Origin of the sequence: Pontibacillus salicampi, assembly GCF_042434395.1 — a bacterium.
GTDB classification, from domain to species: Bacteria; Bacillota; Bacilli; order Bacillales; family BH030062; genus Pontibacillus; species Pontibacillus salicampi.
The window spans coordinates 37,776-63,012 of the sequence record NZ_JBHLTP010000022.1; the positions used below are offsets into that span (position 1 = coordinate 37,776).

Consider the following 25,237-nt stretch of genomic DNA (forward strand, 5'->3'; position numbering starts at 1 on the left):
AAAAGACATGCGTTTAGTTGTCTTTTTTATCTTCTCTATTGAAATTAATGAACAACCCTTGAAGTGTTTCTAGTAGAAAAGTTTCTGAAAATGTCTATTCTATAATTTGTCAGCTTGCTTCTTAAACTTATATATCCTCTTATTTATAGGTGGCATAAGTACCACAAAAATAGGATTATTGACAAAATGAACTTCTAAATATGGAGACACTGCTGTAATGGAATGCATGACGGGTACGCTAACTCAGCAGAAAGCTCATTCCGCTAGACAGAATAAGCTTTCCGCCATACGCTTTTGAATTTTTTTCTCCCCACGCTCATAATGGGTTTGCACCGTCGTCTTCTTAATATTCAATAATGCGCCGATTTCTTCGTAAGTCATTAGATGTGCATGGTGCAACATATAGATATCCCCCTCTCTCTCGGTCAGTACCGATAATGCATCATCCATGCGCTGTCTATCCCATTCATCTATAGTGGTGATGTGCTTACTTATTACATCATTATCATAATGCACTGCATCCATTTCCCTAGGGTCCTTAGGTATCATGCGCTTATATACTTCTCTACGATCATATCCTCTTTTGGCATAAGGTTGTCTCCCTGTATCAATCCATTCAATAACAAATTGAAGATGACTGATTATACTGTTGAATTGTTTAATATCTTCGTTATGTGCAATCGTGCGCTCTTCCTCAGAAATGGCTTCGACCTCAGCTTTAAGTTTCTTGGTTTCCCTCAGGGATTGTTTGTATTCAAATAATAAATCTAACAACATAATCAGCACCTTTAGCTATTTTTTGTTTAGAGATCCACCACGTCCGCGTTTATATGTTGGTCTGTACTCACCCATTAATTCTCATAAATCTTCGTCAGTAAGTATTTTAGGCTTTCAGGCTTTCTCTTGGTTTATTTGATTATGATTGGGGCAGAAATAAGCTTACTCTTATAAGCCTTCAAATGCTCACTCCCACCAATATCCTCTCCTCACAAACAATGTAGCCACATAAAATGGCCAAAGAAACAACAAAGCAACCAGCAATAACACTTGAATCGTTTCGTCTTCTTTGCTCATTTGCTCTGGATTATCATGGAACACACACACCAGCATGCCTACAACGATATAAATAGAAATTCCAATCACCTTGTCCACTCCCTATAAAAATAAAAAGAGCACTAACTACAGAGTTGCTTCTACACAACTTGTAATCAGCGCTCTCGGTTTTTCCGATAAGCATATTTAGTTAGAATTTAAAACTCTGTTCTATTTTTCCATGACATGGTTTACCACCTTGCCAGTTAATAATTTGTGTACCATGACCACTTTCTGGGTCAGGTAACTTATGCAATGCTCCATTCTTTACGACGTATGTTGCATTTTCACTCAAATCTATTTGTTCTATCATTACATTGTAATTTTCGGCTGCTTCACTCACTAGGAATCCCCCAATATGGTAAAATAGTAGTTAGCCAATACTATTCCAGAAGTCAGGGAGTACCCTTCCTGGCTTTTTTTATCTAAATTTAAGTAACAATTTCTCTCTTTATAAATAGCTCCTTCAAATATCACGAATAGTTATTCCCTTTTTAACCATTAATTGGTATTATTTATAATGTTGTAATCCATAATACCTAAATTCATTTCTGAAATATAAAATTCCAAATTAATGTTTTATAAAAAGGTCACTGAAGGAGACATGTCATTTGTTATCTGAATCAGAAATTCTAATGTTCACTAAGCATCTAAAGCAACTTTTTTATGATTATATAAAATGTAAGGACCCAATTATAAAGAATCAGCTAAAAGATGAACTTTTGTTATTAACCGAGATGGTTGGAAGCTTATAACGTAAAATTGCTTACTCATGATAGAAGTATTACTATCCACTTCTATCTTTATGTTTCGTTCGCAGACTCTAAAGCTTTATGCGCAAACCTCTTTTCTTTCCAAATCCCTTCCCAAGGGCAGGCTCAATATTTGCTTTAGCCCTTCTTCTATTTCGGGAATTTTACATAATTCTCAACATTTTCTAAGAAAGCTTTCACCTCTTCATTCATAATAGGATGTGTTTTGATTGGTTCATGCTACCCCTTCAATAAATTCATGATTTTGAACTTTTTCCTTTTTCTAGTCCCTCTGAAATTAAAATACCTCTCGTGCAATGGTAATGACATACTTTCATGGTATAATGTGTCTAATTTAAAAGAAGGAGTTCTAGATCATGAACCTTGATTTTTTAAGTGCTTTTATTTCTATAGTAGCTAGCATTTTGACAATTTTATTAGCGATAAAACAGTTTTTCTCCAAAGATAAGACACCAAGAATTAAACAAGATAACAAATTCGGTATTAATACATACACTGATGCATCCACGACAGTAAATAACTCTTTTAAGAAAAATATTACATACAATGAAACAGTCAATAATAATGGAGTTAAAAATACCCAAAATGATGATCAATTAGAAAAAGCAATAGCCCTTTTTACTCTCGGGACTATTATCTTAGGTATTATATTATCGGTGTTTTCACAAACGTATAAAATAGTACCTGCAGTTTGTCTTTTATTACTTGTAATTGTGTTATACAAAGACAGTAAATTACCCTTTAAAAACAAGGCTGCTAAAATTCAATGGGGTATTGAAAGAATTTTGACCTTTGCGTTAATAATCACATTGCACTTTATCCCACAGCCAATTATGAATATCATTAATCAAATCCCCCCCATGAAAGTCAGTTCATTTTCTGTCTTATTAGATTGGTTGGGCCATAATATCAAAATAATTTTTGATTTACGACATTCTCCAGTTATATTGTTGAATTTTGTGGGAATTATAGTTGCTATATTTATTGTAGTAACTTTACTAATAGATGAGATAAGAAAGCACAAGAATACTCATGAATACAATGGGAAAAGTAAGATAATATCATTTATAATTCTAATTGGATTTGGTTTATCCTTCTCCAACCTGGATTACGTATGGTACACCATTGAACCTGTTAGAGAAAGTGTTAACTCATGGTTTTCTTCCTATCCCCAATAACGATGTTTATTCACATGCCCACTAATTCCCAAATACCACCAAACGTCTAATTTTGGTGGTATTTGCATTTCATCTAGCTCCTTTACTAATTATACTTAATCGCTACTTAGTTAATTTCAATACACATTGAAAATTCACATAATATCACCTTTTCTTCCTTAAAATGGTTGACAATCAGTAATGTAACGCTTAGCTTACTACTAGACTTCCAAAGAAAGGAGGAAATCCCATGAGTATTTCTACAAAGTTACACAATGGAAAAGTTGAGTTTTCACTCGTAAAAGTAGATGAAAAGGATATTCTTGTATGCACAAAAAGTGTTGGATCCAATAAAGTTTTATACGTAGAAAACATTTCAACTGGAAACAGAGTCGTAGCACCAAGCTCACAAGATATTTATAAAGGTAAAGATTTAGATGATGTCGTTCAATCATTAGCCAAAGACGCATAAACTGTAGGATGGGGAGTAATATTCCTCCCCTTTTAACGTGAATGAAACAAAATGCTTATTTTGTTTAATAACTCAAATATTGATATATACTAATATTATGCTTGTAGAAATACATCTTCTTAACTTGCGCATTGCTTTTAGCTGTGCGCCTTTTTTATGTTTCCTTTATACAATTAACAATCAAAGTTGCTTCTTCCGGTCTTACTCTTCTAACAGTAAGTATATGACCTCCAAGGTTATAGGACATTTCTTCACCAGGCTCAAGACTTTTCATATGCTGGATAATTTGCTCAGCAGTCATGATGCTTTCACCTTCCATCCTTTACGTTTACGAGCTTGTAATTCATATTTGTGTAAAGGTTCATAACGATGAACTGGATAGTTTCCCTCATTCCTAAAGAGTAAATACCACTTTCGCTGACGTTTTTGCTTTGGCATTAATAAACACTCTCTTCTCGTTAAGGATTAACAATATTTTAATCAGATTAGCTTGTTTAAATTTCTCTAACTTAAAACTATTAAATTACAAGTATCCATTACGATGTCTTACATTCATTAACGTTTGTTCAAGCTCCACTAGGTTTAAATTGTGAATATTAATTCCGTCAGGTGTTCTCTCATATCCAAGAGTGTTTAGTTCATTAATGTATTTTTGCTTTTGTTGATAGAGTTCAACTGCTCTTCTTAAATGATTTACTCGCCCACTCATTCCCAAATATACCTCCATACCTTACACTAATTTGATCTTCTAATGATTGGTCTAAAATTATTGCAGCAATATCTTTTTGAGGGCGTTTCAACATTCTAGATATTTGTTGGATGCTATATCCCTGCTCCCAATACTCTCTAAATCGATGTAGCTCATGGGGTTTCCAATCTAAATCTACGTTCTCTAATGCAAAATATAGGCTCATGCAGTCTTCTCCTTTTTATATAATGCTTCAGCTTCATCCAGCTTTTTGTAAAGTTCCGCAAACTCTCTATCATGCTCTTCTTTCGTTTGAGGACCACATACTGGACAAGGTTCAAATGTATATCCGCTATCCACGATTTCGTGTTTGACGTTTGTCCCCTTGCAGATGCCGCACATAACTTTACCCCCTAATCTTTGAATCCTTTTAACCGATAGTTTTCACCTGGCATCTTTACTGGATGGCAATTCTCAATCATTCTAGAGAATTCGCGTTCCCCATATAGTTCTAGTAATCCATTGAAATCATAGTTGGAAGTAAAAACATTATGCTTCCCAGCTCGTCCATCTATAATTTCGAACATTTTTCTTTTGGCCCAGGAGAACTCACCATCATCCTTTTTAGTTTTTTCTGCTCCTAAGTCGTCCAAGACTAATAACTCAGATTCAAATAATCCATTAAGTAGATCTTCTTCGTTTGTTGCACTTTGTTTGTTGTATGAATTCTGTATTTTGGTCATCAGCTTAGGTACTGAGATAAATAATGCGCTATGTCCTTTTTGTAGTACTGCTTTTGTAATACTTACTGCCAAATGGCTTTTCCCTGTACCATAAGGGCCTGTTACTAATAACCCTACCTTGTTATTCGAATCAAAGTTATTTGCATATCTTTCACATATCGCCTTAGCTCTTTTAAGTTCGTTTGAATCAGGATGGTAGTTATCGAATATTGCACCTTTTAACCGGTCGTTGATTAAACTCGATTGCTCAAACAACTTGTCCAACTTAGCTTTTTTCATTTGCTCATCAGCTGCTTTTGCTAAAGCTTTATTCTCTTGCTTATTTCTGCAGTAAATACACTTCTCTATATCACCTTCAAATATCATAGGACGTTTGCAATGCTCACAACTGTTATCAGAAAGTGATATTCCCATTGCCTTTGGAGAAGTCATATCCAGAGAGTTGATTAGACCCTTTGTAGTTTCCATTTCCTTCTCCCCCTTCTTGATTTAGATATCCTTCAAATTTAGGACTGAACAATGTTTCAGGTCTTAAATATTTCTTCATATTGCTGTCGTTTATCCATTCATTAACTTTAGTGTTAATGACGTTTGTAAAATCATCCAAACCGAAACCTTCATTCCATCTAGCTTTGATTAGAGCTTGAGTTTTCTTGGTAGTGTGTTTGTATTTGGTTCCAGCTGTATGGTTGAGATAGTTTACTATCTCAGCGTATGGTATTTCTGTTGTTATCTCTGTTGTAGTCTCTGTCGTAGTCTCTGTTAATGTTTGTGACATATTGTCAGAATGGAATCCTACATTTTGTTCTAATGGAATCTGACAAAATGTCAGAATGGAATCTAACAATTTGTCATAATCGAGCTTGTAGTGAACAGTAGGAGCACCATTAGCTTTTTTTATAGAAGTTTCTAAGAATCCCATGTTTTTTAATTTTTTTACCGAGTACCTAACTTGACGTTCTGAAAGACATATCTCTTCTTCCCATTCTTGATAGCTCTTATAAAAGAACCCATCAGATCTCTTAGATTTATCTGATAAGAAAACTACCTGATTTAGAAGAATAGCAGTAGTTAGATCCCCTGTGTACTCAACGTATATCTTAGGAACTGTGAAAGTGTTATATTGACCACTCATTCGATTCAGTACTTCTCTTATAGCAGTGTAATTACTCATTTAATCACCTTCTTCTTCAATTCTTTTGCATACAGCCTTCATTCCTTGGATTTTCATCAACTTCCAACCAGGATTCGTTTTCTTAATGTAAGCACTAACGTACTTGTAAGATTGTAATTCACGGTTCGTAGCATCAGCCGTCATCCAGGTGTAGCAAAAAGGGATAGGAAATGTTCTGATTTTGGTTATATCTATGGTCCATACACCCTTTCTATTGTTGAATATGATAGGCTATGAGATAATGAATTTAAGGTTCTTGTACAAAGACCTTACAATTCGATAAACCTATTTGAGCCGCAATTTCATTTGCTATTTCTTTACACTGAGTAACGCCATTTGCCAAAATGAGCTCGGTGTGACAGCAAATAAAATTGTGGTCTTCTTTCATGCAAAATTCTACATAGTACATATGGTCTAGCCAGCTAGAAGTGACTGTGATACTCCTCAAGGAGTGGAGACTGACTTCTAACTGTCTTTGCCTCCTTTCTGGTGTCAGTCGCACCCTCATGCTCCAGGGAAATGTACCGTAACATTTAGGGGGATATAACAAGTTTCCCCTGAAGCATGAGGGCAAGACTGCCTTGCCCTTCTATTTATCTAGTCGCCTCTTTTAACACCTATTGGTAGAATGTGGTTTGGAAATGAGGTGTTTATAGTGAAAAACGCTAGAATTACATTTAGTAATAATGAAACTCTAACTATCAATGAAGGATAATACTTAGTTCCTGTATCTGAAATCCAGGTGAACGGTGGAATTTCTTCGAGTATGAAAGAACCAATGGATGTTTGGAATCATACACATGATGGGTTAATTCCTTCACTGACTGAGATATTCTTAAATGGACAGTATTTTTTTCATGTTGATAATAAAGAAACTGTTTATTCTACCTCTTCTATAGTTAAAATAGAGAACTTATAATTTTGTCTCGGCTTACTTTATTAGTAATCCGTTTTTTTCTTTATCAAAAAACTCTTCTACATCTTTTATCACTTTTATCAAAGCTTCATCTCCTGACCAAATCGCTTCTTTTTCCATCTTTGCTAACCTTTGTCTTACATCCTCGTATGTTAAGTAATAATCTTTAAGCATGTTAATCAGATCGTGCTTCATACCTCGAAATTGACACTGAAAATCTTCAAATAACTTCTCTTCCTTTGGAGTAAAGTCATCTGCTTTGTTCAAGTTAAACTCTCCTTCCCAACCTGTCTCATCAGTCCAAGGAGGTAATCCCTTGGAGACAGCCAGCAACTGCTGACTGTTTCGACTTGTACCCATATGTCGATAATGGTAGAATAATAGATAGATATCCTATCACTGACTGCCTAATGAGTGGCTGCTCATGGCAGTCTTTTTTATTGCCTAATATAATTTGATAGCTTTCTGAATAATAGGTGCTTGCTTTGTATTGGCTGTAGCATGCAAAGCCTCCAGTTGCTCTATAAGTTCAGCTTGATTACTATTTCCGTTATGCTTTCGTAAAATAATGTTATTGCCCTCGACAAAGATTTCCACTGGTTGACGTTCACCCCAACTTTGCATTCTTCTTAGCTCTGCTGGGATAACAATCCGTCCTAGCTCATCCATTTTTCTAACAATCCCTGTTGTTTTCATTAATCTCTCTCCTTTGTTAACTAGTCACTAATGCGTAATAACCAAATCCAAGGGCTCCAATAAAAGCTATCCAAATTTGTACTTTGTTGTTGTTTAATACCTTAAAGATTTTCATATTCTTGAGCTACCAGCTTGAGAAAAACCTTTTGATACAAGCTCTCTATGGTGAGACTCCCATATGTCATTCCAACTAATGTCGTATTCCTTTAAAGCTGATAGAAAGTAAAATCCGGCTGTCATAGACTCAGCAACTTCTTGTGCAGCTGTTACTATTTCTTGTTTTTCATAATCTCTAATTGCAGATGGTTGTTTTGTTAAGAACTTCTTGATTTGCTTTAGAGCATTGAATGCTTCTTCGAATTCTTCTTCACTTTTCATCGTCACAGCACACCGATGTAAATCCACATTTTTGCCATTGAGATTTGGAATAAAATAAGTACCGTAATAGTTAGATGCCGCTTCTCTTGCTAGCGCAGGGTCTTTATATCGCCCCATCGCAAACCTGAATATGTCTGCAGGAGTGTTTGCCCTTCCAGTTTCATATGCTGAGATAGACTCTCGTGCGCAATTCGCTTCCATACTTACAACTGTTTGACTCTCTCCGGCCTGTTGACGTGCTTTTTTTAATGCTTTACCAATGCTCAATTAATTCGCCTCCTATAGTTACCAAACATTTACTGTAAGTTTGGTATGATTAAATTAGATAAAGACTAGGAAATAAGGTTCCAGGACTGCCATTGCTTCACTTCTACTGAGTTAGTGTGATATTCCATCCATTCAAATAACTTTTCTGTTATGACTCTTGGGTAACCAAATTCACGTATAACAGGGAAATCCTCTCTGTTGAAAAGTTCAGCACACTTGCTATCGCCAATACCTGTGAGCTCCATAAACTGCTTCCTGGTTAATACAGGGGGTAACTTATCTTTTAGACCATGACGCTCAATTGCTTTATCTACAGCGTCATTGATGAGACTTTGAAGCTCTTCGATGTCTAACTCAACCTTTAGCACTTATATCACCTCCTGGTATTCTGCTAGGAGTTTTTCAGCTAGTTTGACCTGGCCTTTTCCGGTTACAAGAGTAGTCACGCTTTCAACATCGCCATGAGTACGGCTTACTAATGTAATAGATGTATCGAAAAGACCTTGTTCGATATACCGTTGTTTAGGGTTGTTTTTCTCTCGTCCGGATTGGATAAGATAGCCTTTATCACGCAACCACTGGAACATCTTGTTCCTTCCAATTTTTAATCCGTGTTGGTCATACATCATTTTGGCAAAAGAGCCAATATTAATAGAACCACTTGAGTTTGAAATAACTCTTCCAAAATCCGTGTAAGGTTTATCCAACTGCTGTTGTTCAATAATTTGATCGCGCTGGGCTTCGGCTTGCTCGCGCTTTGTTCGTTCATCCTTCAAGTTTGTTAAAAGCTGAATACCAAACTCTGGGTCGTTCATGATGTTTTCGATTGTTTGTTCGGTTGCGTACGCACCGTGCTTCCTAATGGATGGAATAACTTCAGAGGTAATCCATTTTCTGAACTTCTTCGCTTCTGGCTTTCGACTATCGAGAATGACATCGTAGAGACCATCTTCATTTACGAATGTTGCTTGTTGGGTCCTTCCGAGCGAATCTTGGATGGGGTGGTTTGAAACCACATCATCTTCTAATCTCTTTTTAACAGTTGCCACATGACCTACTTCTAAAATTTCACATACATCTTTTAGCAAGAACAAAGGCTCATCATTTTGTTGAATAATTCTAAGCCGTTGACCTTCAAACATTTCAGTGAGTTGGTTCATTTAAATCACCTCTTCCCTTTGGTTTTTACACATTTCGTGTATATTTTCTTCAAAAAAAATAGTCCAATGAAAACCTAATACTTGAGCTATTTTTTTTGCGTTCTTAACAGTGGCCCCTCGTTCACCATTTTCAATCATGCTATACGTTGTCCTTGCTATTCCTACTCTTTCAGCAACCTCCGCTTGAGTTAGCTGCTGTTTTTTTCGGAACGCGAGAAGCCAATCTCTCATGTGAACACCTCCTCTACACATATTGTGTATATCTTGTTTAAGAGTATATGACACTTAAAGTGTATAGTCAATAGAAAAAACGAACAAATTACTCTTTTTGTGTAGTTGTTTTACTGACACGTTTCGTGACCTTATAATAGATAGTATAACGAAGGTGAGTGGGGATGTTATGTTAAATAAGAGACTTCGCGAGTTAAGGAAAGGTACTGGACTTAATCAAGAAGAGATTTCTAAAAGATTTGGTGTTGCTCGAACTACTTATGCAATGTACGAACAAGGGCAACGTACTCCTGACTATGAAACTTTACAGAAGATGGCTGATTACTTCGAAGTAACCACAGACTACCTTTTGGGTAGATCGGATAAGCCTTCTTACACAGCAGCAGAAGAAAAATCAGAAGAAGATAAAGAGTTAGAAAAATTGCTAGATGATCCCAACTTTTCAATCGCCTTCAAGGAATTTAGTGAATCTCCAGAAGAAAACAGGGAGAAAGCACTGGAGTTTTTGAGGTATTTAAATAGTCAAAAGAAAAAAGACCAGGAATAAAACTCCTGATCTAATAGGTATAACCAATCATATTATATTTAATGATTTCTTAAACACGCCCATGCATTTTTCAGTGGCGTGTCTCTTTTCACGCATAAATGTAAAAATAAGTATCAATTTCTTATAAAATACAATACAGATGCATATAAAATAAAATACCTTTACTATCTTTTATTGATATTCAAAACAACAAATCTGACCACAATTTTTATGTACTAGCAAATGATAATGATAAAAGCATCTCAGACAATATTATAGATGCATTCTCAAACTATAATATTACCGTCCTCCCATGTTCTAAACGAGAAGAACGGGTAGATACAATTAAAACTGGTTAATACCTTCAATTGTAATATTATCTATTATTTTTGAGGGTGTTTTTATAACACAAAAACGAACATACGTTCTATTTTTTGTAAAGGTGGCTAAAGTTATGAAGTACCAAATGACAACACTAGAGATGTATGTAAAAGAACTATATGAATATATCGGAATCAATCAACCTTATCAGATTGATATTAGCTATATATCTAAAAAAATGATGATCGATTTAAGGCATTCACACTACGACAGTCAATACACTGAATTTCCTGGTAATAAGGTAATAAATATTTGCACTGATAAGTCTAAAGCTAGACAATGGGAAGAATTTTGTCATGAACTGGGACATGCACTTATGCACTTTGGTAATCAAATAATCATGCCTTCTACTTTTCGAAACAAGCAAGAGTGGCAAGCACATAACTTTGCCCTTCATTTCTCCATGCCAACATTTATGCTATTTGAGTTAGAGCTTCCTAAGTACCGTAATCAAGCTGTAGGTTATATCTCCATGCTTTTCGGAGTGACCAGTGAATTTGCTAGCGAAAGATTAAAACATTATGAAAACCAGGTATATGGCGAACTCTTTTCTCAAGCTATTATGGAGCAAAGACAGGACTATCCACCCCCTTTCTCAAGCTCCATAGACTTACATGATGATCTCCCCATTGAAGAGAAACCATCATTCAAAGCTTTTTTAGATGAATTAAGACAACATGGCGCTACTGAAGAAGATATCAGAAAAGTCATTGAGGATATAAACTACCAAGAACAAAGGAAATTTTCACAACTTATACCAACAGATACTTTTTAAGAGACTTATTGTAGTTTTGAGGAGGTGTGTAAGATGCATTGCTACACAATCGAGACGAAAAAAGGAAAAGAGAAATGGGTTTGCGTAGAAGAAGGACCCAAAGACCCGGTTACTGGTAAGAGGAAGCAGATTGCAAGACGTGCTGATACAAAAAAAGAAGCGAAGAAGCGAGTAAATGATGCATTAAGAACACTTGAGGATGATGGTATTAATGAGAATGCCGGAAAGAAAATAACTTTTGATGCTGTAGGTGCTGATTGGTTAGAAGTATATAGTAAAACTGGAGTGAAAAATAGCACAATTCGGATCCGCAAAAAAGAAATAAATATATTAAACCGGTTCATGGCAAAAGCACCTATCAATCAAATTTCACATGCTGCCTATCAAAAAATTATCAATCAATTAGGTCCGGATTATGCTAGAACTACAGTACAAGGTGTAAACACCACTGCTAATATGATTTTTAAGCATGCTATAAAAAATAAGTTAATTAGAGATAACCCAGGCAGGGATGTAATTGTACCTAAGAAAAGAAGGACCGTTGAAGAAATTGAAAAAGAAGAAATTGAAGAAAAGTACCTAGAACGAAGTGAGTTAGAAGAGTTTTTACAAGAGGTGAATAAATATGGTCTAGAATTGGACAAGGAACGCTTCTATTTATTAGCCTTTTCCGGCATGCGTTCTGGGGAGTTGTGTGCTCTCAAATGGTCTGATATTACATTCAGCAAAAACCAAGTCAGAATAACCAAAACACTCTATAACGAAAATAACAACATGAAGTCTTATGAACTAACTCCACCTAAGACAGAAGGATCTATTAGAACTATCGAGTTGGAAGATGAGGTTATTAAGCTACTCCAGGAGCATAAGAAGAGACAACAGAAGCTTAAGATGAAATACCGCCATACTTTAGAAGAATACCATGATGAGAATTTTGTATTCTGTCGCCCTAACGGTTATCCGTTCGCCCCAAAAAATATAGTGGTAAGGATGGAAAGGTTACTGGAGAAAACATCTATAGAAAAACATGCTACTCCTCATATTTTCCGCCATACTCATATTAGTATGATGGCTGAGGCTGGCATTGATCTTGCTACAGTAATGAAACGAGTTGGGCATGAAGATACCAAAACAACAATGAAAATTTACACGCATGTGACCAATAAAATGAAAGAGGACGCCTCCGATAAAGTGCGAAATTTATACGGAAACGTCCTCGAAAACATAAATACGAACTAAAATGTTATTTTTTCGTTATTTTTTAGGTGAATACGAAAAGCTAAAACCCTTGCGAACGCTGAATTCACAAGGGATTTTGGCGTATGATTACATCATGCCGCCCATACCACCCATGCCACCCATGTCTGGCATGCCGCCGCCAGCGTTGTCTTCGTCTGGCTGGTCTGCTACTACCGCTTCGGTAGTGAGGAACATGGCAGCTACGGATGCTGCGTTTTGTAGGGCGGAGCGGCTTACTTTGGTTGGGTCGACGATTCCTGCTTCGATCATGTTAACCCATTCGCCTGTTGCGGCGTTGAAGCCGATGCCTACTTGTTCGCCTTTGAGGCGCTCGATGATGACGGAGCCTTCCATGCCGGCGTTGTGTGCGATTTGGCGTACTGGCTCTTCTAGGGAGCGTAGTAGGATTTTCGCGCCGGTTTCTTCGTCGCCAGTTAGGTCTAGCTCTGCTACTTTGTTGTAGATGTTCACAAGAGCTGTACCACCACCTGCTACGATGCCTTCTTCTACTGCTGCGCGAGTAGAGTTTAGGGCGTCTTCGATGCGTAGTTTACGTTCTTTCAATTCTGTTTCGGTTGCTGCGCCAACCTTGATAACTGCTACGCCGCCTGCTAGCTTCGCTAGACGTTCTTGTAGTTTTTCTTTGTCGAACTCAGAAGTTGTTTCTTCTAGCTGAGCACGTAGTTGGTTCACGCGGCTGCCGATTTGTTGTGCGTCGCCAGCGCCTTCTACGATAGTAGTGTTCTCTTTCGTAACAACTACTTTGTTGGCACGGCCTAGCTGATCCATTGTTGCACTCTTCAGCTCAAGACCTAGGTCTTCTGTGATTACTTGACCGCCTGTTAGGGTAGCGATGTCTTCTAGCATTGCTTTACGGCGATCGCCAAAGCCTGGTGCTTTAACGGATACAGCGTTGAATGTACCGCGTAGTTTGTTGACAACTAGTGTTGCTAGTGCTTCGCCTTCTACGTCTTCAGAGATCATAAGTAGAGGACGGCTTTGCTGTACAACTTGCTCTAGTACAGGAAGTACTTCCTGGATATTGGTGATTTTCTTATCTGTGATTAGGATGTACGGATTCTCAAGAACCGCTTCCATCTTATCCTGGTCAGATACCATGTATGGAGAAGCGTATCCGCGATCGAATTGCATACCTTCTACAACTTCCATCTCGGTGTTAAAGCCTTTGGATTCTTCGATGGTGATAACGCCGTCGTTTCCAACGCGCTCCATTGCTTCTGCGATTAGCTGGCCTACTTCTTCGTCAGCGGAAGAAATAGCGGCAACCTGAGCGATAGATTCTTTGCCTTCGATTGGCTTAGATACTTTCTTCAGCTCTTCGATCGCTACTTCTGTTGCTTTTTCGATACCGCGGCGAACGCCTACTGGGTTTGCGCCAGATGCAACGTTTTTCAAGCCTTCGCGGATCATTGCTTGTGCTAGCACGGTTGCAGTTGTTGTACCGTCACCAGCGATTTCGTTTGTTTTTTGAGCCACCTCGGAAACAAGCTGTGCGCCCATGTTTTCGAAATGGTCCTCTAGCTCGATTTCTTTAGCGATGGTCACACCATCGTTTGTGATAAGTGGAGATCCAAATTTCTTCTCAAGAACCACGTTACGTCCTTTTGGTCCAAGTGTTACTTTAACAGCATCAGCTAGACGGTCCACACCACGTAGCATGGCACGGCGAGCGTCTTCACTAAATTTAATATCTTTAGCCATGAAAAATGCCTCCCTGATTTAAGGTATATATGCTTACTTTCGTTAATAATCTAGCTTATTCGGAACGTGTCCTGTTCCACTGCGACTCTTAGTTAATTACAGCCAGGATGTCGCTTTCCCGTAGAATTAAGTATTCGGAGCCTCCGTATTTCACTTCAGTTCCTGCATATTTGGAAAAAATGATTTGGTCATTCTCAGAAACCTCTAGTGCAACTTTCTCACCGTTTTCTGTTACACGACCAGATCCTACTGCAACTACTTTACCTTCTTGTGGCTTTTCCTTTGCGGAATCCGGCAGTACAATACCGCTTGCCGTTTTTTCTTCTTGCTCAACAATCTCAATTACAACTCGATCACCTAATGGCTTTAACAAATCAGACACCCTCCTCAATTAATCTTAAATGATATTTGTCATCTGATTTATTAGCACTCTCATATCGTGAGTGCTAACACAATTCTTATAATAATGAATTCGCTTTAATTATGCAAGTGAAAAGATGCAATTTTTTCTACTTCGTATTCCCTATTTTTGTGAAGCTGGTGAGGAAATAGTACAGACATGTGTTTCGTTTCTTTATCCGTCTAAAAATGTGTTACAATACGTAGAATGAAAGAAATGTGTGTAAAGGAGTCGTTGAGCTTTGCCAAAACGATACTGGTATACCATAGTAGTATATGTACTCATGCAATTCTCTGGAGCAATCGGCATGCCATTACTTGCCTTTTTGTTTGGATATGATGTCGATTTTAGCGGTATAGAGCCTTTCCTACAAAGTCTCCGCGAGCTTCCGGGCAACCAGTCGACAACGTTGATTGTAACATGGAATTTGATTAGTTTTTCAGTGGCATTAATTGTCATCCTCTTACTACTTCGACCTGATATGAGAGATACCTCCCTCAAGCGGGATGAAATATCTTTAGGGAAAATAGTACTATGGAGTGTTATTGGAATCTTCCTTTCCTATTCAGCACAAATTGTGGCGTCACTGATTGAGCTAGCGCTCGGCATTCCGCAGGCTTCGGCCAATACGCAGAACTTAATGAACATAGCCAAGTCCGCTCCTATTTTCATCATTATTATTACGATTATTGCGCCAATTCTAGAAGAGTTGATTTTCCGCAAGATTATTTTTGGATCTATTTATAAACGGACGAACTTCTTCGTTGGAGCGCTCATATCATCACTCATCTTCGCAGTGGTTCACCAGGACCTTACGCATACACTGAAATATGCGGCGATGGGCTTTGTGTTTGCGTTCCTTTATGTCAAGACGAAGCGTATTATCGTACCGATTATTGCGCACATGGCAATGAATTTAATTGTTGTGCTGATACAATTTATGATATCTCCTGAGCAGTTAGAGCAAATGGAGAAACAGCTTGAGAATGCTCAAGCTATCATTTTGGGAGGCTAACCTACTATGCGATTGTCACCCCTATTCATGGCCTTTCTTTACTTTATTGTGGGGATCGTCTTCACCTATGTAGCCATACAAGGAGCAGCGATGAATGATTCGGTATGGAATCTATTCACCGTATTCATGGCGTTACTTGCCACCTTTGACTTCGCTGTATGTATACGATTATTTATGGTGCACTTCCGCACTCGCAAACAAAATAAATAACGACATCACAGAAAAGACAGATTCGCTTCGTTGGAGTCTGTCTTTTTTTATGCCTTAGGAGGATTTTATGCCATTAACGGGAGAACATGTTCAACTGACGGCTTTTGAAAAAGAAGATCTGCAAACGATAATACAATGGCATCAGGATGCACGGTTCCTTCGCCAATTCGATGCGGCGATTGCCAAACCGAAAACGATGCAGGAGATGGAAAAGTGGTATGAGGAGGCAGCCTCCTCCAACGATGGATTTCTGTTTGCCATCCGGACAAAGGAAACAAATACGCTCATCGGCTATATGGAGCTCGACAGTATTCTTTGGAACCAGCGAAATGCCTGGGTGTCTATCGCCATTGGAGACGATGCGTATCGTGGAAAAGGGTATGGAACGGAGGCGATGCAGCTGCTTATGGCGTTTGCCTTTGAGGAATGTAATTTACACCGATTGCAATTAACGGTATTCGAGAACAACGAGCGTGCCCTTCGTATGTATGAGCGTCTTGGCTTTACGAGAGAGGGAGCCTTTCGAGAATATGTGTACCGCGATGATCGGCCTGTGGATATGGTGCTGTATGGTTTATTGAAAAGAGAATGGAAGGAAGGCTCCGCTTCCTGAATATAAAGAAAGAAGCAGTGGATTTAGCTATCCGCTGCTTCTTTTTCTTCATCGTCCTGTACGCCCTTCATAAAGAAGGCAAACGGAACGGCAATTAACACGAGAACTGTGGATACGAGAAATGCTTCATTTAAGGTTTGCAGTGTCGCTTCGGTCATATTAGACTGTCCTGCTGCAATTTGGGCTCGTCTCGTTTCGTAGTACACGGAGAAGAACACGATGCCAAAGGAGGACGAAATCTGGCGTAGTACGTTGTTCATCGCCGATCCTTGTGCGACCTGCTCCTCTGGTATGCTGTTCATCCCTGCTGTTGTCGCTGGCATGTTACTAAGACCAAGTCCGACACCTCGTACCATATTTAAGGCTAGAATGACCCAATAGGACGTTGATAATCCAACCATGCCGAGCCCTGTTGTAGAGGCCGCAAGCACGAACAACCCAATGGGGATGACCCATTTTGGCCCTTTCTTATCAAGGATGCGCCCACCTATCGACATGAAAATTCCGCTTGCTGCAGCTGCTGGCAAGAAGAGCAGACCCGTTTTAATTTCTCCTAGTCCATATACGTTTTGAATAAGCAATGGTAATAGAAAGATACCCGAGAACAGCCCAATGGATGCGGATCCTGTTACAATCGTCGAGATTGCATAGGTCGGGATTTTGAATATGGATAAATTTAATAACGGCTGCTCCTGCTTGTTTTCATAGCGTACGAACAATACGAGAGCAAGAACACCGACTGCGATAAGAGCAATGTTGCTAAGCTGCGTTAGAGCCTCGAGCGTTTTCCCACGTCCTAAGGCATAGAGGATGCCCCCTACTCCGAGGGTAACGAGCACAAATCCGACTGCATCGAACTTAAGATCCGTTTGTTTGTCTGTTTCCTTCAAGTACCTTGTGGATAGGATAATTCCGATTAGGCCGAATGGAATGTTAAATAGGAATAGAAACGGCCAGGCAAAGTACTGGATAATGACTCCCCCAACAGTCGGTCCAATAGCAGGGGCAACCATGGCCGCAATCCCGTAAATTCCAACGGCTAGTCCGCGTTCGTTTTTCGGAAAGGCGTTGAAGATGAGTGCCATCGCTATCGGCATCATCAGCCCTCCGGCAATCCCTTGTACGAACCGCGACAGGATAACCATACCCAAGGTTGGAGAAAGGGAGCCGCTTATGGAGCCGATGATAAAAATGACCAGCCCGCTTACATACACTTTCTTTTTCCCATACCGGTCGCCTAGAAAGCCTGTCAGCGGCATCGTCATTCCCATCGCAACCATAAAGATGGTCAGCATCCACCCGACGCTGACGGCATCTGAATCAAATATCTCAATAAATCGTGGTATAGTCGGATTCAGCATACTGTTATTTAATATGACCGTAAACGTCCCAAACAGCACCGCCACTACCACGAGCCATTTATTCGATAATCTGCTCATAATATCCCCCTTTGTCCTTTATTTCGTGTCCCGAATAATCTCTAATATATCATATTTTGTCGAATGAAAGGTAATATATCGTTTCTATTGAAATGTATATCCTTTATGATTACCTGTCTAAGCCCCACCATATCCTTATCAGCACATCCCATTATTTACAAGCTGGGCTGCTTTCGACTTGTCTTAAGTCTGAAGGGCTCAAGTCCGATTACGAATGCGATGATTAGAAGTAGCTCCTATACAGCAAAACAAAAAACGAACCTCAGCGAAAATGAGATTCGTTCTTTCTTCCTTATTCGATTATATCGTTTTCCTCGAGCATCGTCTCGCCCTCTTGAAGTGGATAGTGCTTCAGGAAGTAGACTAACGCCTGCAGCTCTACAGCCAAATCAATGTGATGGACACGGATGTGATCTGGCACGGTTATTCTTGCTGGCGTAAAGTTCAAAATACCAACCACACCTGCTTCAATTAATCGATCAGCTATTCCCTGAGCAGCTTGAGCTGGTACTGTAAGAATCGCAACGGATACATCGTCCTTCATTCGCTCTTCTGCCTCATCAATATGGTAGACGGGCACGCCTCCAATGTCTGACCCGATCTTGTCGCTGCTCGAATCAAATGCCATGACAATCTTCGTATTGTTATTCTTCGTGAAATTGTAATGGAGAAAGGCCGTTCCCAAGTTCCCTACCCCAATGAGTGCTACGTTTGTCGTTTCATCCTGATCCAGTGTCTTGCGGAAGAACGTAAGTAAATAATGTACGTTGTAGCCATAGCCTTTCTTCCCTAGTGCCCCAAAGTAAGAGAAATCTCGTCGAATGGTTGCTGAGTCCACCTTCACTGCTTCACTGAGCTCTTTGGAAGATACTCTTTGCTTCCCTTGGCTATGCAAGTTATTAATAAAGCGATAGTAAAGGGGTAATCTCTTTGCTGTCGCTTGCGGTATTTTCTGTTGATCTATTTCCATGGATTGTCCCCCTTTTCGTCTGACGGTCTATGGTAATCTCCACTTTTTCCCCCGGTCTTCTCTGCCAGATAGGTTTCCCCGATTATCATTCCTTTATCAAGGGCTTTACACATATCATAGACGGTTAAAGCTGTGGCAGAGGCTGCCGTCAGCGCTTCCATTTCCACACCGGTGCTGCCTTTCGTCTTCACTTGCGTTTCGATGTGAAGCCGATACTGCTGCCCTTCCTGCTGCCAGTGAAAGGACACATCTATCCCTTTCAGCGATAAGGGATGGCACATCGGTATCCAATTAGATGTATTTTTGGCCGCCATAATCCCTGCTACCTGGGCAACAGCCAATACGTCGCCTTTCTCAATGGTTTGCTGGGTTATAGCCTGGTGAACGGCTTCGTCCACGACGATGCTAGTATGTGCGATTGCGGTACGAACACTTTCTTGCTTTTCCGATATATCTACCATATGAGCGCGTCCTTGCTCATTAAAATGTGTGAACTCTGACATGTGTGTAAACCTCCTAAAAAGGTACAAAGCCATTTTGCCAGGGCATGTTTTCTTAAAGTGTACCAAAAATTAACTAATTCGTATAACGTTTCACATGCGTGCGAGCATCTTGCTTATTCCGGTCCTGTTAAGATACACTTAACAGAGATGAGGTGAACGACCATGATACTAATGCAGGCAAATAATTTAACGAAACGCTTCGGCGCTGACCTTATTTTATCGAATATTAAATTAGAAGTACACACTAATGATCGGATTGCGATAGTAGGACGAAACGGTGCCGGAAAGTCAACCCTATTGAAAGTGCTCGCGGGAGACCTTCCGTATGAGGAAGGGGAAATCCATAAACCAAAGGATGTTTCCTTAGGGTTTCTTGAGCAGCATACAGGGCTTGAATCAGATAAAACGATATGGGAGGAGATGGTTACTGTCTTCTCCCATCTACAAGAAAAAGAGGAGCAGCTGCGCCGAATGGAACAAAAGATGGCGGATCCCGACCTAATCGAGCAGCAGGACCAATATCAGAAGCTGCTACGGGACTATGATGCTCTGCAAATAGAATTTAAGAATGAGGGCGGCTATCGTTACGAAGCAGATATCAATGCGGTGTTAAATGGCCTTCAATTTAAACATTTCTCCGTAGATACGAAAATCTCCACCCTAAGTGGCGGACAGAAGACCCGCCTCGCTCTAGGGAAGCTGCTTCTGGCTAAGCCCGATGTACTCGTACTGGATGAGCCGACCAACCATCTGGATATGGATACGTTGAATTGGCTCGAGCAATATTTACAAAGCTACCCTGGTGCCGTTGTAATTGTATCTCACGACCGTTACTTCTTGGATAAGGTAGTAAACGTCATATATGAAGTATCCCGTCATACCTCTCAAAAGTATTTGGGCAACTATTCGAGCTATCTCGAACAAAAGGCTGCCAACTACGAAAAGGATATGAAGGAATACGAAAAACAACAGTCGGAGATAAAGCGATTAGAGGATTTCGTTCAGAAAAACCTCGCTAGAGCATCCACAACTAAACGAGCACAAAGTAAGCGTAAGCAATTAGAGAAAATGGAAAAGATGGACAAGCCTCAAGGCGATGAGAAATCGGCTCGCTTTTCCTTCGATATTAACAGACGAAGTGGAAATGACGTGCTAAAGGTACGCGACCTATCCTTTCAATATCCAGATATGGACAACACCGTGTTCTCTGATGTTACCTTTGACGTCAATCGCTTAGATCGGGTAGCGCTAGTAGGACCAAACGGTGTTGGGAAGACGACACTGCTTAAAACTATCACAGACGACCTACAGGCTGCCGGCGGCTCTATTCAATATGGGGCGAACGTTCAAATAGGCTACTACGATCAGGAGCAGGCCCGTCTGGAATCCAGCAAGGACGTTCTGCACGAGCTTTGGGACGAGTACCCGGGCATGGATGAAAAGGATGTTCGAACCGTTCTTGGTAATTTCCTCTTTACGGGGGAGGACGTTTTGAAGACGGTCAACTCCTTAAGCGGTGGCGAAAAAGCGCGGTTAGCCTTAGCAAAGCTGATGCTGGAGAAATCTAACCTGCTCATTCTTGATGAGCCGACTAACCACCTGGATTTAGACAGTAAAGAGGTATTGGAAGCTGCTCTTTCCGATTATCCTGGCACCATACTGTTCGTTTCTCACGACCGGTACTTTATCAACAAGATTTCCACACAAGTGCTGGAGATGCAAGGCGACCACACCCATCTCTACCTTGGGAACTATGACTACTTCCTAGAGAAGAAGGAAGAGGAAAAAGAGCTTGCTGCCTTTGATGCCAAGCAAAATCCACAACTGACAGAAGAAAAGACAGCAAACAAAAATAATTATCAACAGAATAAAGCTCAAAAACGGGAAGAACGAAAACGGCAGCGAAGAATTGAAGAAATAGAAACAGAGATTGTGGAAAACGAAGAAAAGATAGAAGAAAACGATGACCTGCTCTGTCAGCCTGAAATTTATCAGGATCATGAAAAATCGCTTCAGCTGACAGAAGAGAATAATCAGTGCAAGCAAAGAATAGAGGAATTGATGGAGGAATGGGAAAGTCTCCATCAAGACGATTAAACCATCCGATGTTCGGGTGGTTTTTTTTACGAAATATTAATAAAAAATATACAACGCTTTCATAAAGAGGCGTTATGGTAGAGGTAGACACTACACATGGGTTTGTCGAAAGATGTCAATATCTTATTCGTCCCTTACTAGTTATCCACCTGTTTATACACAGGCTGTTAATGAATGCACTGGTTTTTCACAGCTTTATACACACTATCCACAATTTTAACGTTACTTATCCACAATTATTGCCCACAGGACGAAATCCCTCCACGACAAATATCTACAATATCTTATCCACATGCTTATGAACAACCTGTTGAAAACCTAGAAGTAAGATAGTGCACAAAAAAAACTGCTATCCTGTGATAGCAGTTCCTTCATTACTTGTCCACTATTGTTCCTCTTTTCGCATATCGCTCTAACGTTAAGGAAGGGTTACCATTTAAGTCCCATCCGGCTCGATGGCCCTGGTTAAAGGCTACACTTCCTGCAGCCCCTATCATTGCTGCATTATCTGTACACAGTGATAATGGCGGGATAAGTAATTCCATTTCCTCTTCTGAACGAAATTGTTCCTCTAAACGAGCACGCAGTCCTTTGTTAGCGGCTACTCCACCTGCAACAATTACTTGCTGTACACCGTACTTCTTAGCAGCTTCATACGTTTTATGCACTAATACATCCACAACACTCTGTTGGAAGCTAGCAGCGACATCCTCCGGAGTATAGCTGATCCCTTTTTGCTTCGCATTGTGTAGCGTATTAATGACTGAGGATTTCAATCCACTAAAGCTAAAATCAAAGGATCCGTCTCCTAGCCAGGAACGGGGAAAATCGATGGAAGCTTCCCCTTGCCCTGCCAGTGCATCGATTTGTGGACCACCAGGATAAGGCAGCTTCAATGTTCTCGCTACTTTATCATACGCTTCTCCTGCAGCGTCATCCCTCGTTTCCCCGATTACTTCAAAGGAGCCGTGCTCCCTCATCAATATAAGCTCGGTATGCCCACCAGAAACAACGAGAGACAGCAATGGAAAAGCAAATTCTTTTTCCAACCGATTGGCATAGATGTGTCCCGCAATATGATGAACGCCTACTAATGGCTTGTCATGAGCGAATGCTAGTGCTTTCGCTGCATTCACCCCGATAAGTAGCGCACCGACAAGCCCCGGTCCTTCTGTCACAGCGATAGCATCTATATCATCCATGGTCATATGTGCATTTTCAAGAGCCTCTTCTATAACTAGTGTAATTTGTTCCACATGGTGTCTTGAAGCAATCTCTGGCACTACTCCTCCAAAGCGTTTATGGCTTTCAATTTGAGAGGCTACCACATTTACAACAAGCTCCGTTCCATTTTTCACTATGGCGACGGCTGTTTCATCACAGCTCGTTTCAATGGCCAATATATATTCATCTTTCGTTTCCATTATAATTTCACCCACATTACTACAGCGTCTTCTTGATTATCCGTATAATAGTTTTTCCGGATACCTCCTGGAACTAACCCAAAACTGCGATACAACTTCTGCGCTACAACATTAGACACCCGTACTTCAAGCGACAATTGAATAGCCCCAATCGTACGAGCTGCCTCTAGCACGACGTTAAATAATTTTTTACCAAAGCTATGCCCCCTAAAGGACGGGAGGATGGCTATATTGGTTACGTGTGCTTCATCTATGATGACCCATAGACCACAATAGCCTATTACTTGTCCTTCTACTTCCATAACGAAATAATATGCATATGGATTGTCATAAAGCTCATGAAAGAATGCTTCCTTCGACCACGGTGTGGCAAAGCATTCCTGTTCGATATGAAGAATGCTCTCCATATCCTCTTCTACCATACGCCGAATAACCTCATTACTCATAATTCCATATTCTCCTGCTGCTTTTCCAGCCATTTCGATTCAGCCTCCGCGAGCCTCAAGTAGTTTGGGGTAATCTCATGCACCGATACGGCTTGCTTCCGTTTCGCTATATGTGCCAGCATACCTGCCTTAGGTAAGTGAACAGGAGCATCAGGAATAATGGCATTGTCTCCCAAAACCTCTGTAATATTCTCTTCATGAAGGGCCATGTCTGAGCTAATAAATAGGACAGGCTGCTGGAGAGATTGTAAGTGCCCAAGCCAATCTGTCATCTTTGTATTAATCTCTTCTCCCACAGGAGTTAACTCTGCTCCGTTTGCTTTATATAGACCTGTGTAGACCAACCCTCTCCTTGCATCAAAAAACGGACAGACATAGCCAGTATGAGCAACTGCATTATAGGCTGCCACTTCCAATGAAGAAACAGGAACAATCGGAATGGATAACGTCCAAGCCAAGGTTTTGGCAGTCGTCAATCCAATCCGAACACCTGTAAAGGAACCAGGTCCGTGCGCCACTGCAATACAATCTAATTCCTTTGGCTTCATCTCTGCCTCCTCCATCAATCGATGAATAGCAGGCATAAGCTGGACAGAATGATTACGTTTGATATTTAACTGATAATCGGCTGCTAATACGTTGTCTTTCATGAGAGCTACCCCTAATGCTTGATTAGAAGTATCAATCGCTAATATATTCATATGTCTAACTCCTTACAAATCCTATCAAAATGATCCCCATGAGGAAGGAACTGGATAATGCGTTCCTCTTCACCATGATACGTTATCGTAATATCCAATCTATTCTCCGGAAGAAATGGTTCAATATATTGAGCCCATTCGACGATAGCAACTCCATCCCCTTCCAGATATTCATCAAAGCCAATATCCTCCTCACTATCCTCGAGACGATATACATCTAAATGATAGAGGGGAAGACGCCCCTCATACTCTTTTACAATAGTAAAGGTTGGACTATTTACCGTACGGGTAACCCCTAGCCCTCTTGCCAATCCCTTCGTAAAGGTCGTCTTCCCAGCACCAAGACCCCCTTCTAATGTAACTACATCTCCAGCCTGTAAAAGAGACCCAATTGCTTCTGCTAGTTGTTGGGTTCCTTCAGGCGTTTTGGTTGTCGTCCTATATGTGTGGCCCACTGTCCTCACCAACTTCCGATTAGTATCCTATGTTATTCTATATCATAGCAAAAACCAGACCAAAAAGAAAAACTCGTGCAAATAAGCGCAAGACTGACTATATTTTTGCATTAGAAAAGCCTTAGGATTATTCCTAAGGCTTGTGTAAACAATTGATATGTAAATAAGGACGGTCCGGACGGGACTCGAACCCGCGACCTCCTGCGTGACAGGCAGGCATTCTAACCAACTGAACTACCGGACCATTTTCATTGCACCTAACATATTACTAATAATCTCCTTCGAAGATGTTCCATCAACGCAGAAGAATAAGTAAATTGGTTGCGGGGACAGGATTTGAACCTGCGACCTTCGGGTTATGAGCCCGACGAGCTACCAGACTGCTCCACCCCGCGATGATATAAAAGATATGGTTTATACTCTTTCGAGTATGTGTTATATAACCAAGCATGGCGGCGTCCTACTCTTGCGGGGGAAAACCCCGACTACCATCGGCGCTGAAGAGCTTAACTGCTGTGTTCGGCATGGGAACAGGTGTGACCTCTTCGCTTAAGCCACCATACTTCGATTATGG

General features: G+C 40.2%; 34 protein-coding genes, 2 tRNA genes, 1 rRNA gene and 1 other RNA gene. 10 read left to right on the top strand and 28 right to left on the bottom strand.

The genetic code is table 11. The features are described 5' to 3' along the window. Positions 1-255: 255 nt before the first annotated feature. From ACFFGV_RS19560 to ACFFGV_RS19570, 3 genes are all read right to left on the bottom strand, one after another. Entirely contained in the window at positions 256-777 is a 522-nt protein-coding gene (locus tag ACFFGV_RS19560) for a sigma-70 family RNA polymerase sigma factor (RefSeq protein ID WP_377351508.1), read from the bottom strand. A gap of 186 nt (positions 778-963) precedes the next feature. After that, positions 964-1,143: a hypothetical protein gene (locus tag ACFFGV_RS19565; RefSeq protein WP_377351510.1), complete on the bottom strand. Its 180-nt coding sequence runs from the start codon at positions 1,141-1,143 to the stop codon at positions 964-966. A 100-nt stretch (positions 1,144-1,243) separates the two neighbouring features. Next, entirely contained in the window at positions 1,244-1,435 is a 192-nt protein-coding gene (locus ACFFGV_RS19570; protein ID WP_377351512.1) for a DUF3954 domain-containing protein, read from the bottom strand. 786 nt (positions 1,436-2,221) lie between these two features. On the opposite strand from ACFFGV_RS19570, the gene ACFFGV_RS19575 reads away from it, so the two are divergent. Together ACFFGV_RS19575 and ACFFGV_RS19580 are read left to right on the top strand one after the other, a co-directional pair. After that, positions 2,222-3,043, top strand: a complete 822-nt coding sequence (locus ACFFGV_RS19575; RefSeq protein ID WP_377351514.1) for a hypothetical protein — start codon at positions 2,222-2,224, stop codon at positions 3,041-3,043. Positions 3,044-3,272: 229 nt separating this feature from the next. After that, positions 3,273-3,494: a hypothetical protein gene (locus ACFFGV_RS19580; RefSeq protein WP_377351516.1), complete on the top strand. Its 222-nt coding sequence runs from the start codon at positions 3,273-3,275 to the stop codon at positions 3,492-3,494. A gap of 154 nt (positions 3,495-3,648) precedes the next feature. Here ACFFGV_RS19580 and ACFFGV_RS19585 read toward each other — a convergent pair whose 3' ends face one another. From ACFFGV_RS19585 to ACFFGV_RS19645, 13 genes are all read right to left on the bottom strand, one after another. Further along, positions 3,649-3,795, bottom strand: coding sequence for a hypothetical protein (locus ACFFGV_RS19585; RefSeq protein ID WP_377351517.1), 147 nt, complete (start codon positions 3,793-3,795; stop codon positions 3,649-3,651). A gap of 222 nt (positions 3,796-4,017) precedes the next feature. Further along, positions 4,018-4,203, bottom strand: coding sequence for a hypothetical protein (locus ACFFGV_RS19590; protein WP_377351519.1), 186 nt, complete (start codon positions 4,201-4,203; stop codon positions 4,018-4,020). After that, the gene (locus ACFFGV_RS19595; protein ID WP_377351521.1) at positions 4,166-4,408 is read right to left on the bottom strand and encodes a hypothetical protein; all 243 of its coding nucleotides are present in this window, start codon (positions 4,406-4,408) and stop codon (positions 4,166-4,168) included. Before ACFFGV_RS19595 ends, ACFFGV_RS19590 begins: the two co-directional genes overlap by 38 nt. Continuing rightward, on the bottom strand, positions 4,405-4,584 hold the full coding sequence (locus ACFFGV_RS19600; RefSeq protein WP_377351523.1) for a hypothetical protein: 180 nt from the start codon (positions 4,582-4,584) through the stop codon (positions 4,405-4,407). The genes ACFFGV_RS19595 and ACFFGV_RS19600 overlap by 4 nt, the downstream gene beginning before the upstream one ends. Positions 4,585-4,595: 11 nt before the next feature. Next, complete coding sequence (locus ACFFGV_RS19605) at positions 4,596-5,393, bottom strand: ATP-binding protein (RefSeq protein ID WP_377351525.1); 798 nt, start codon at positions 5,391-5,393, stop codon at positions 4,596-4,598. Continuing rightward, entirely contained in the window at positions 5,320-6,099 is a 780-nt protein-coding gene (locus tag ACFFGV_RS19610) for a conserved phage C-terminal domain-containing protein (protein ID WP_377351527.1), read from the bottom strand. The genes ACFFGV_RS19605 and ACFFGV_RS19610 overlap by 74 nt, the downstream gene beginning before the upstream one ends. A gap of 931 nt (positions 6,100-7,030) precedes the next feature. Next, positions 7,031-7,282, bottom strand: a complete 252-nt coding sequence (locus ACFFGV_RS19615) for a hypothetical protein (RefSeq protein ID WP_377351529.1) — start codon at positions 7,280-7,282, stop codon at positions 7,031-7,033. 14 nt (positions 7,283-7,296) lie between these two features. Continuing rightward, positions 7,297-7,366, bottom strand: an RNA gene (locus ACFFGV_RS19620) — hammerhead ribozyme type II. 93 nt (positions 7,367-7,459) lie between these two features. After that, entirely contained in the window at positions 7,460-7,711 is a 252-nt protein-coding gene (locus ACFFGV_RS19625) for an AbrB/MazE/SpoVT family DNA-binding domain-containing protein (RefSeq protein WP_377351531.1), read from the bottom strand. A 111-nt stretch (positions 7,712-7,822) separates the two neighbouring features. Further along, a complete protein-coding gene (locus ACFFGV_RS19630) occupies positions 7,823-8,356 on the bottom strand; it encodes a helix-turn-helix domain-containing protein (protein ID WP_377351533.1) in 534 nt (177 codons plus the stop codon). Positions 8,357-8,421: 65 nt separating this feature from the next. Beyond that, positions 8,422-8,724 carry a DNA-binding protein gene (locus ACFFGV_RS19635; RefSeq protein WP_377351535.1) on the bottom strand — a complete coding sequence of 101 codons (303 nt, stop codon included), beginning with the start codon at positions 8,722-8,724 and terminating at the stop codon, positions 8,422-8,424. After that, positions 8,725-9,516, bottom strand: coding sequence for a phage antirepressor (locus tag ACFFGV_RS19640; protein ID WP_377351537.1), 792 nt, complete (start codon positions 9,514-9,516; stop codon positions 8,725-8,727). Then, positions 9,517-9,747 carry a helix-turn-helix transcriptional regulator gene (locus tag ACFFGV_RS19645; RefSeq protein ID WP_377351539.1) on the bottom strand — a complete coding sequence of 77 codons (231 nt, stop codon included), beginning with the start codon at positions 9,745-9,747 and terminating at the stop codon, positions 9,517-9,519. It abuts the gene before it with no gap. Between the two features lie 169 nt (positions 9,748-9,916). Between ACFFGV_RS19645 and ACFFGV_RS19650 the strand changes: the two genes are divergently transcribed. The 4 genes from ACFFGV_RS19650 to ACFFGV_RS19665 all read left to right on the top strand — a co-directional run bounded on the left by ACFFGV_RS19650 (position 9,917) and on the right by ACFFGV_RS19665 (position 12,668). Then, positions 9,917-10,294, top strand: a complete 378-nt coding sequence (locus tag ACFFGV_RS19650; protein WP_377351541.1) for a helix-turn-helix domain-containing protein — start codon at positions 9,917-9,919, stop codon at positions 10,292-10,294. A gap of 173 nt (positions 10,295-10,467) precedes the next feature. After that, positions 10,468-10,632 (top strand): DUF1829 domain-containing protein, encoded by a 165-nt coding sequence (locus ACFFGV_RS19655; RefSeq protein WP_377351576.1) that lies wholly within the window; start codon positions 10,468-10,470, stop codon positions 10,630-10,632. Positions 10,633-10,727: 95 nt separating this feature from the next. Continuing rightward, the gene (locus tag ACFFGV_RS19660) at positions 10,728-11,429 is read left to right on the top strand and encodes an ImmA/IrrE family metallo-endopeptidase (RefSeq protein WP_377351543.1); all 702 of its coding nucleotides are present in this window, start codon (positions 10,728-10,730) and stop codon (positions 11,427-11,429) included. A gap of 33 nt (positions 11,430-11,462) precedes the next feature. Beyond that, entirely contained in the window at positions 11,463-12,668 is a 1,206-nt protein-coding gene (locus ACFFGV_RS19665; RefSeq protein WP_377351545.1) for a tyrosine-type recombinase/integrase, read from the top strand. Between the two features lie 87 nt (positions 12,669-12,755). Here ACFFGV_RS19665 and groL read toward each other — a convergent pair whose 3' ends face one another. After that, complete coding sequence (gene groL, locus ACFFGV_RS19670) at positions 12,756-14,390, bottom strand: chaperonin GroEL (protein WP_377351548.1); 1,635 nt, start codon at positions 14,388-14,390, stop codon at positions 12,756-12,758. Positions 14,391-14,478: 88 nt separating this feature from the next. Beyond that, complete coding sequence (gene groES, locus ACFFGV_RS19675) at positions 14,479-14,763, bottom strand: co-chaperone GroES (protein ID WP_377351550.1); 285 nt, start codon at positions 14,761-14,763, stop codon at positions 14,479-14,481. A 268-nt stretch (positions 14,764-15,031) separates the two neighbouring features. Here groES and ACFFGV_RS19680 point away from each other — a divergent pair, with 268 nt between their 5' ends. The 3 genes from ACFFGV_RS19680 to ACFFGV_RS19690 all read left to right on the top strand — a co-directional run bounded on the left by ACFFGV_RS19680 (position 15,032) and on the right by ACFFGV_RS19690 (position 16,628). After that, positions 15,032-15,805, top strand: coding sequence for a CPBP family intramembrane glutamic endopeptidase (locus ACFFGV_RS19680; RefSeq protein WP_377351552.1), 774 nt, complete (start codon positions 15,032-15,034; stop codon positions 15,803-15,805). 6 nt (positions 15,806-15,811) lie between these two features. Next, a complete protein-coding gene (locus tag ACFFGV_RS19685; protein ID WP_377351554.1) occupies positions 15,812-16,015 on the top strand; it encodes a DUF4305 domain-containing protein in 204 nt (67 codons plus the stop codon). A 67-nt stretch (positions 16,016-16,082) separates the two neighbouring features. Then, the gene (locus ACFFGV_RS19690) at positions 16,083-16,628 is read left to right on the top strand and encodes a GNAT family N-acetyltransferase (RefSeq protein ID WP_377351556.1); all 546 of its coding nucleotides are present in this window, start codon (positions 16,083-16,085) and stop codon (positions 16,626-16,628) included. Positions 16,629-16,651: 23 nt separating this feature from the next. Here the strand turns inward: ACFFGV_RS19690 and ACFFGV_RS19695 are convergent, their stop codons facing one another. The 3 genes from ACFFGV_RS19695 to moaC form a co-directional block, all read right to left on the bottom strand. Then, positions 16,652-18,067: an MDR family MFS transporter gene (locus ACFFGV_RS19695; RefSeq protein ID WP_377351559.1), complete on the bottom strand. Its 1,416-nt coding sequence runs from the start codon at positions 18,065-18,067 to the stop codon at positions 16,652-16,654. A 292-nt stretch (positions 18,068-18,359) separates the two neighbouring features. Next, on the bottom strand, positions 18,360-19,031 hold the full coding sequence (locus ACFFGV_RS19700) for a redox-sensing transcriptional repressor Rex (RefSeq protein ID WP_377351578.1): 672 nt from the start codon (positions 19,029-19,031) through the stop codon (positions 18,360-18,362). Continuing rightward, complete coding sequence (moaC, locus tag ACFFGV_RS19705; protein ID WP_377351561.1) at positions 19,028-19,540, bottom strand: cyclic pyranopterin monophosphate synthase MoaC; 513 nt, start codon at positions 19,538-19,540, stop codon at positions 19,028-19,030. The genes ACFFGV_RS19700 and moaC overlap by 4 nt, the downstream gene beginning before the upstream one ends. Positions 19,541-19,702: 162 nt before the next feature. On the opposite strand from moaC, the gene ACFFGV_RS19710 reads away from it, so the two are divergent. Continuing rightward, a complete protein-coding gene (locus tag ACFFGV_RS19710) occupies positions 19,703-21,637 on the top strand; it encodes an ABC-F family ATP-binding cassette domain-containing protein (protein ID WP_377351563.1) in 1,935 nt (644 codons plus the stop codon). A 374-nt stretch (positions 21,638-22,011) separates the two neighbouring features. Here ACFFGV_RS19710 and tsaD read toward each other — a convergent pair whose 3' ends face one another. From tsaD to rrf, 7 genes are all read right to left on the bottom strand, one after another. Beyond that, a complete protein-coding gene (gene tsaD / locus ACFFGV_RS19715) occupies positions 22,012-23,061 on the bottom strand; it encodes a tRNA (adenosine(37)-N6)-threonylcarbamoyltransferase complex transferase subunit TsaD (RefSeq protein WP_377351565.1) in 1,050 nt (349 codons plus the stop codon). Continuing rightward, a complete protein-coding gene (rimI, locus tag ACFFGV_RS19720) occupies positions 23,061-23,540 on the bottom strand; it encodes a ribosomal protein S18-alanine N-acetyltransferase (RefSeq protein WP_377351567.1) in 480 nt (159 codons plus the stop codon). Before rimI ends, tsaD begins: the two co-directional genes overlap by 1 nt. Next, entirely contained in the window at positions 23,504-24,208 is a 705-nt protein-coding gene (gene tsaB, locus ACFFGV_RS19725; RefSeq protein WP_377351569.1) for a tRNA (adenosine(37)-N6)-threonylcarbamoyltransferase complex dimerization subunit type 1 TsaB, read from the bottom strand. Before tsaB ends, rimI begins: the two co-directional genes overlap by 37 nt. Then, positions 24,205-24,663: a tRNA (adenosine(37)-N6)-threonylcarbamoyltransferase complex ATPase subunit type 1 TsaE gene (gene tsaE, locus ACFFGV_RS19730; protein WP_377351571.1), complete on the bottom strand. Its 459-nt coding sequence runs from the start codon at positions 24,661-24,663 to the stop codon at positions 24,205-24,207. The genes tsaB and tsaE overlap by 4 nt, the downstream gene beginning before the upstream one ends. 170 nt (positions 24,664-24,833) lie before the next feature. After that, positions 24,834-24,907 (bottom strand) — tRNA-Asp (locus ACFFGV_RS19735). A 74-nt stretch (positions 24,908-24,981) separates the two neighbouring features. Next, a tRNA-Met gene (locus ACFFGV_RS19740) sits at positions 24,982-25,058 on the bottom strand. A gap of 52 nt (positions 25,059-25,110) precedes the next feature. Next, a 5S ribosomal RNA gene (gene rrf, locus ACFFGV_RS19745) occupies positions 25,111-25,225 on the bottom strand. Positions 25,226-25,237 lie beyond the last annotated feature (12 nt).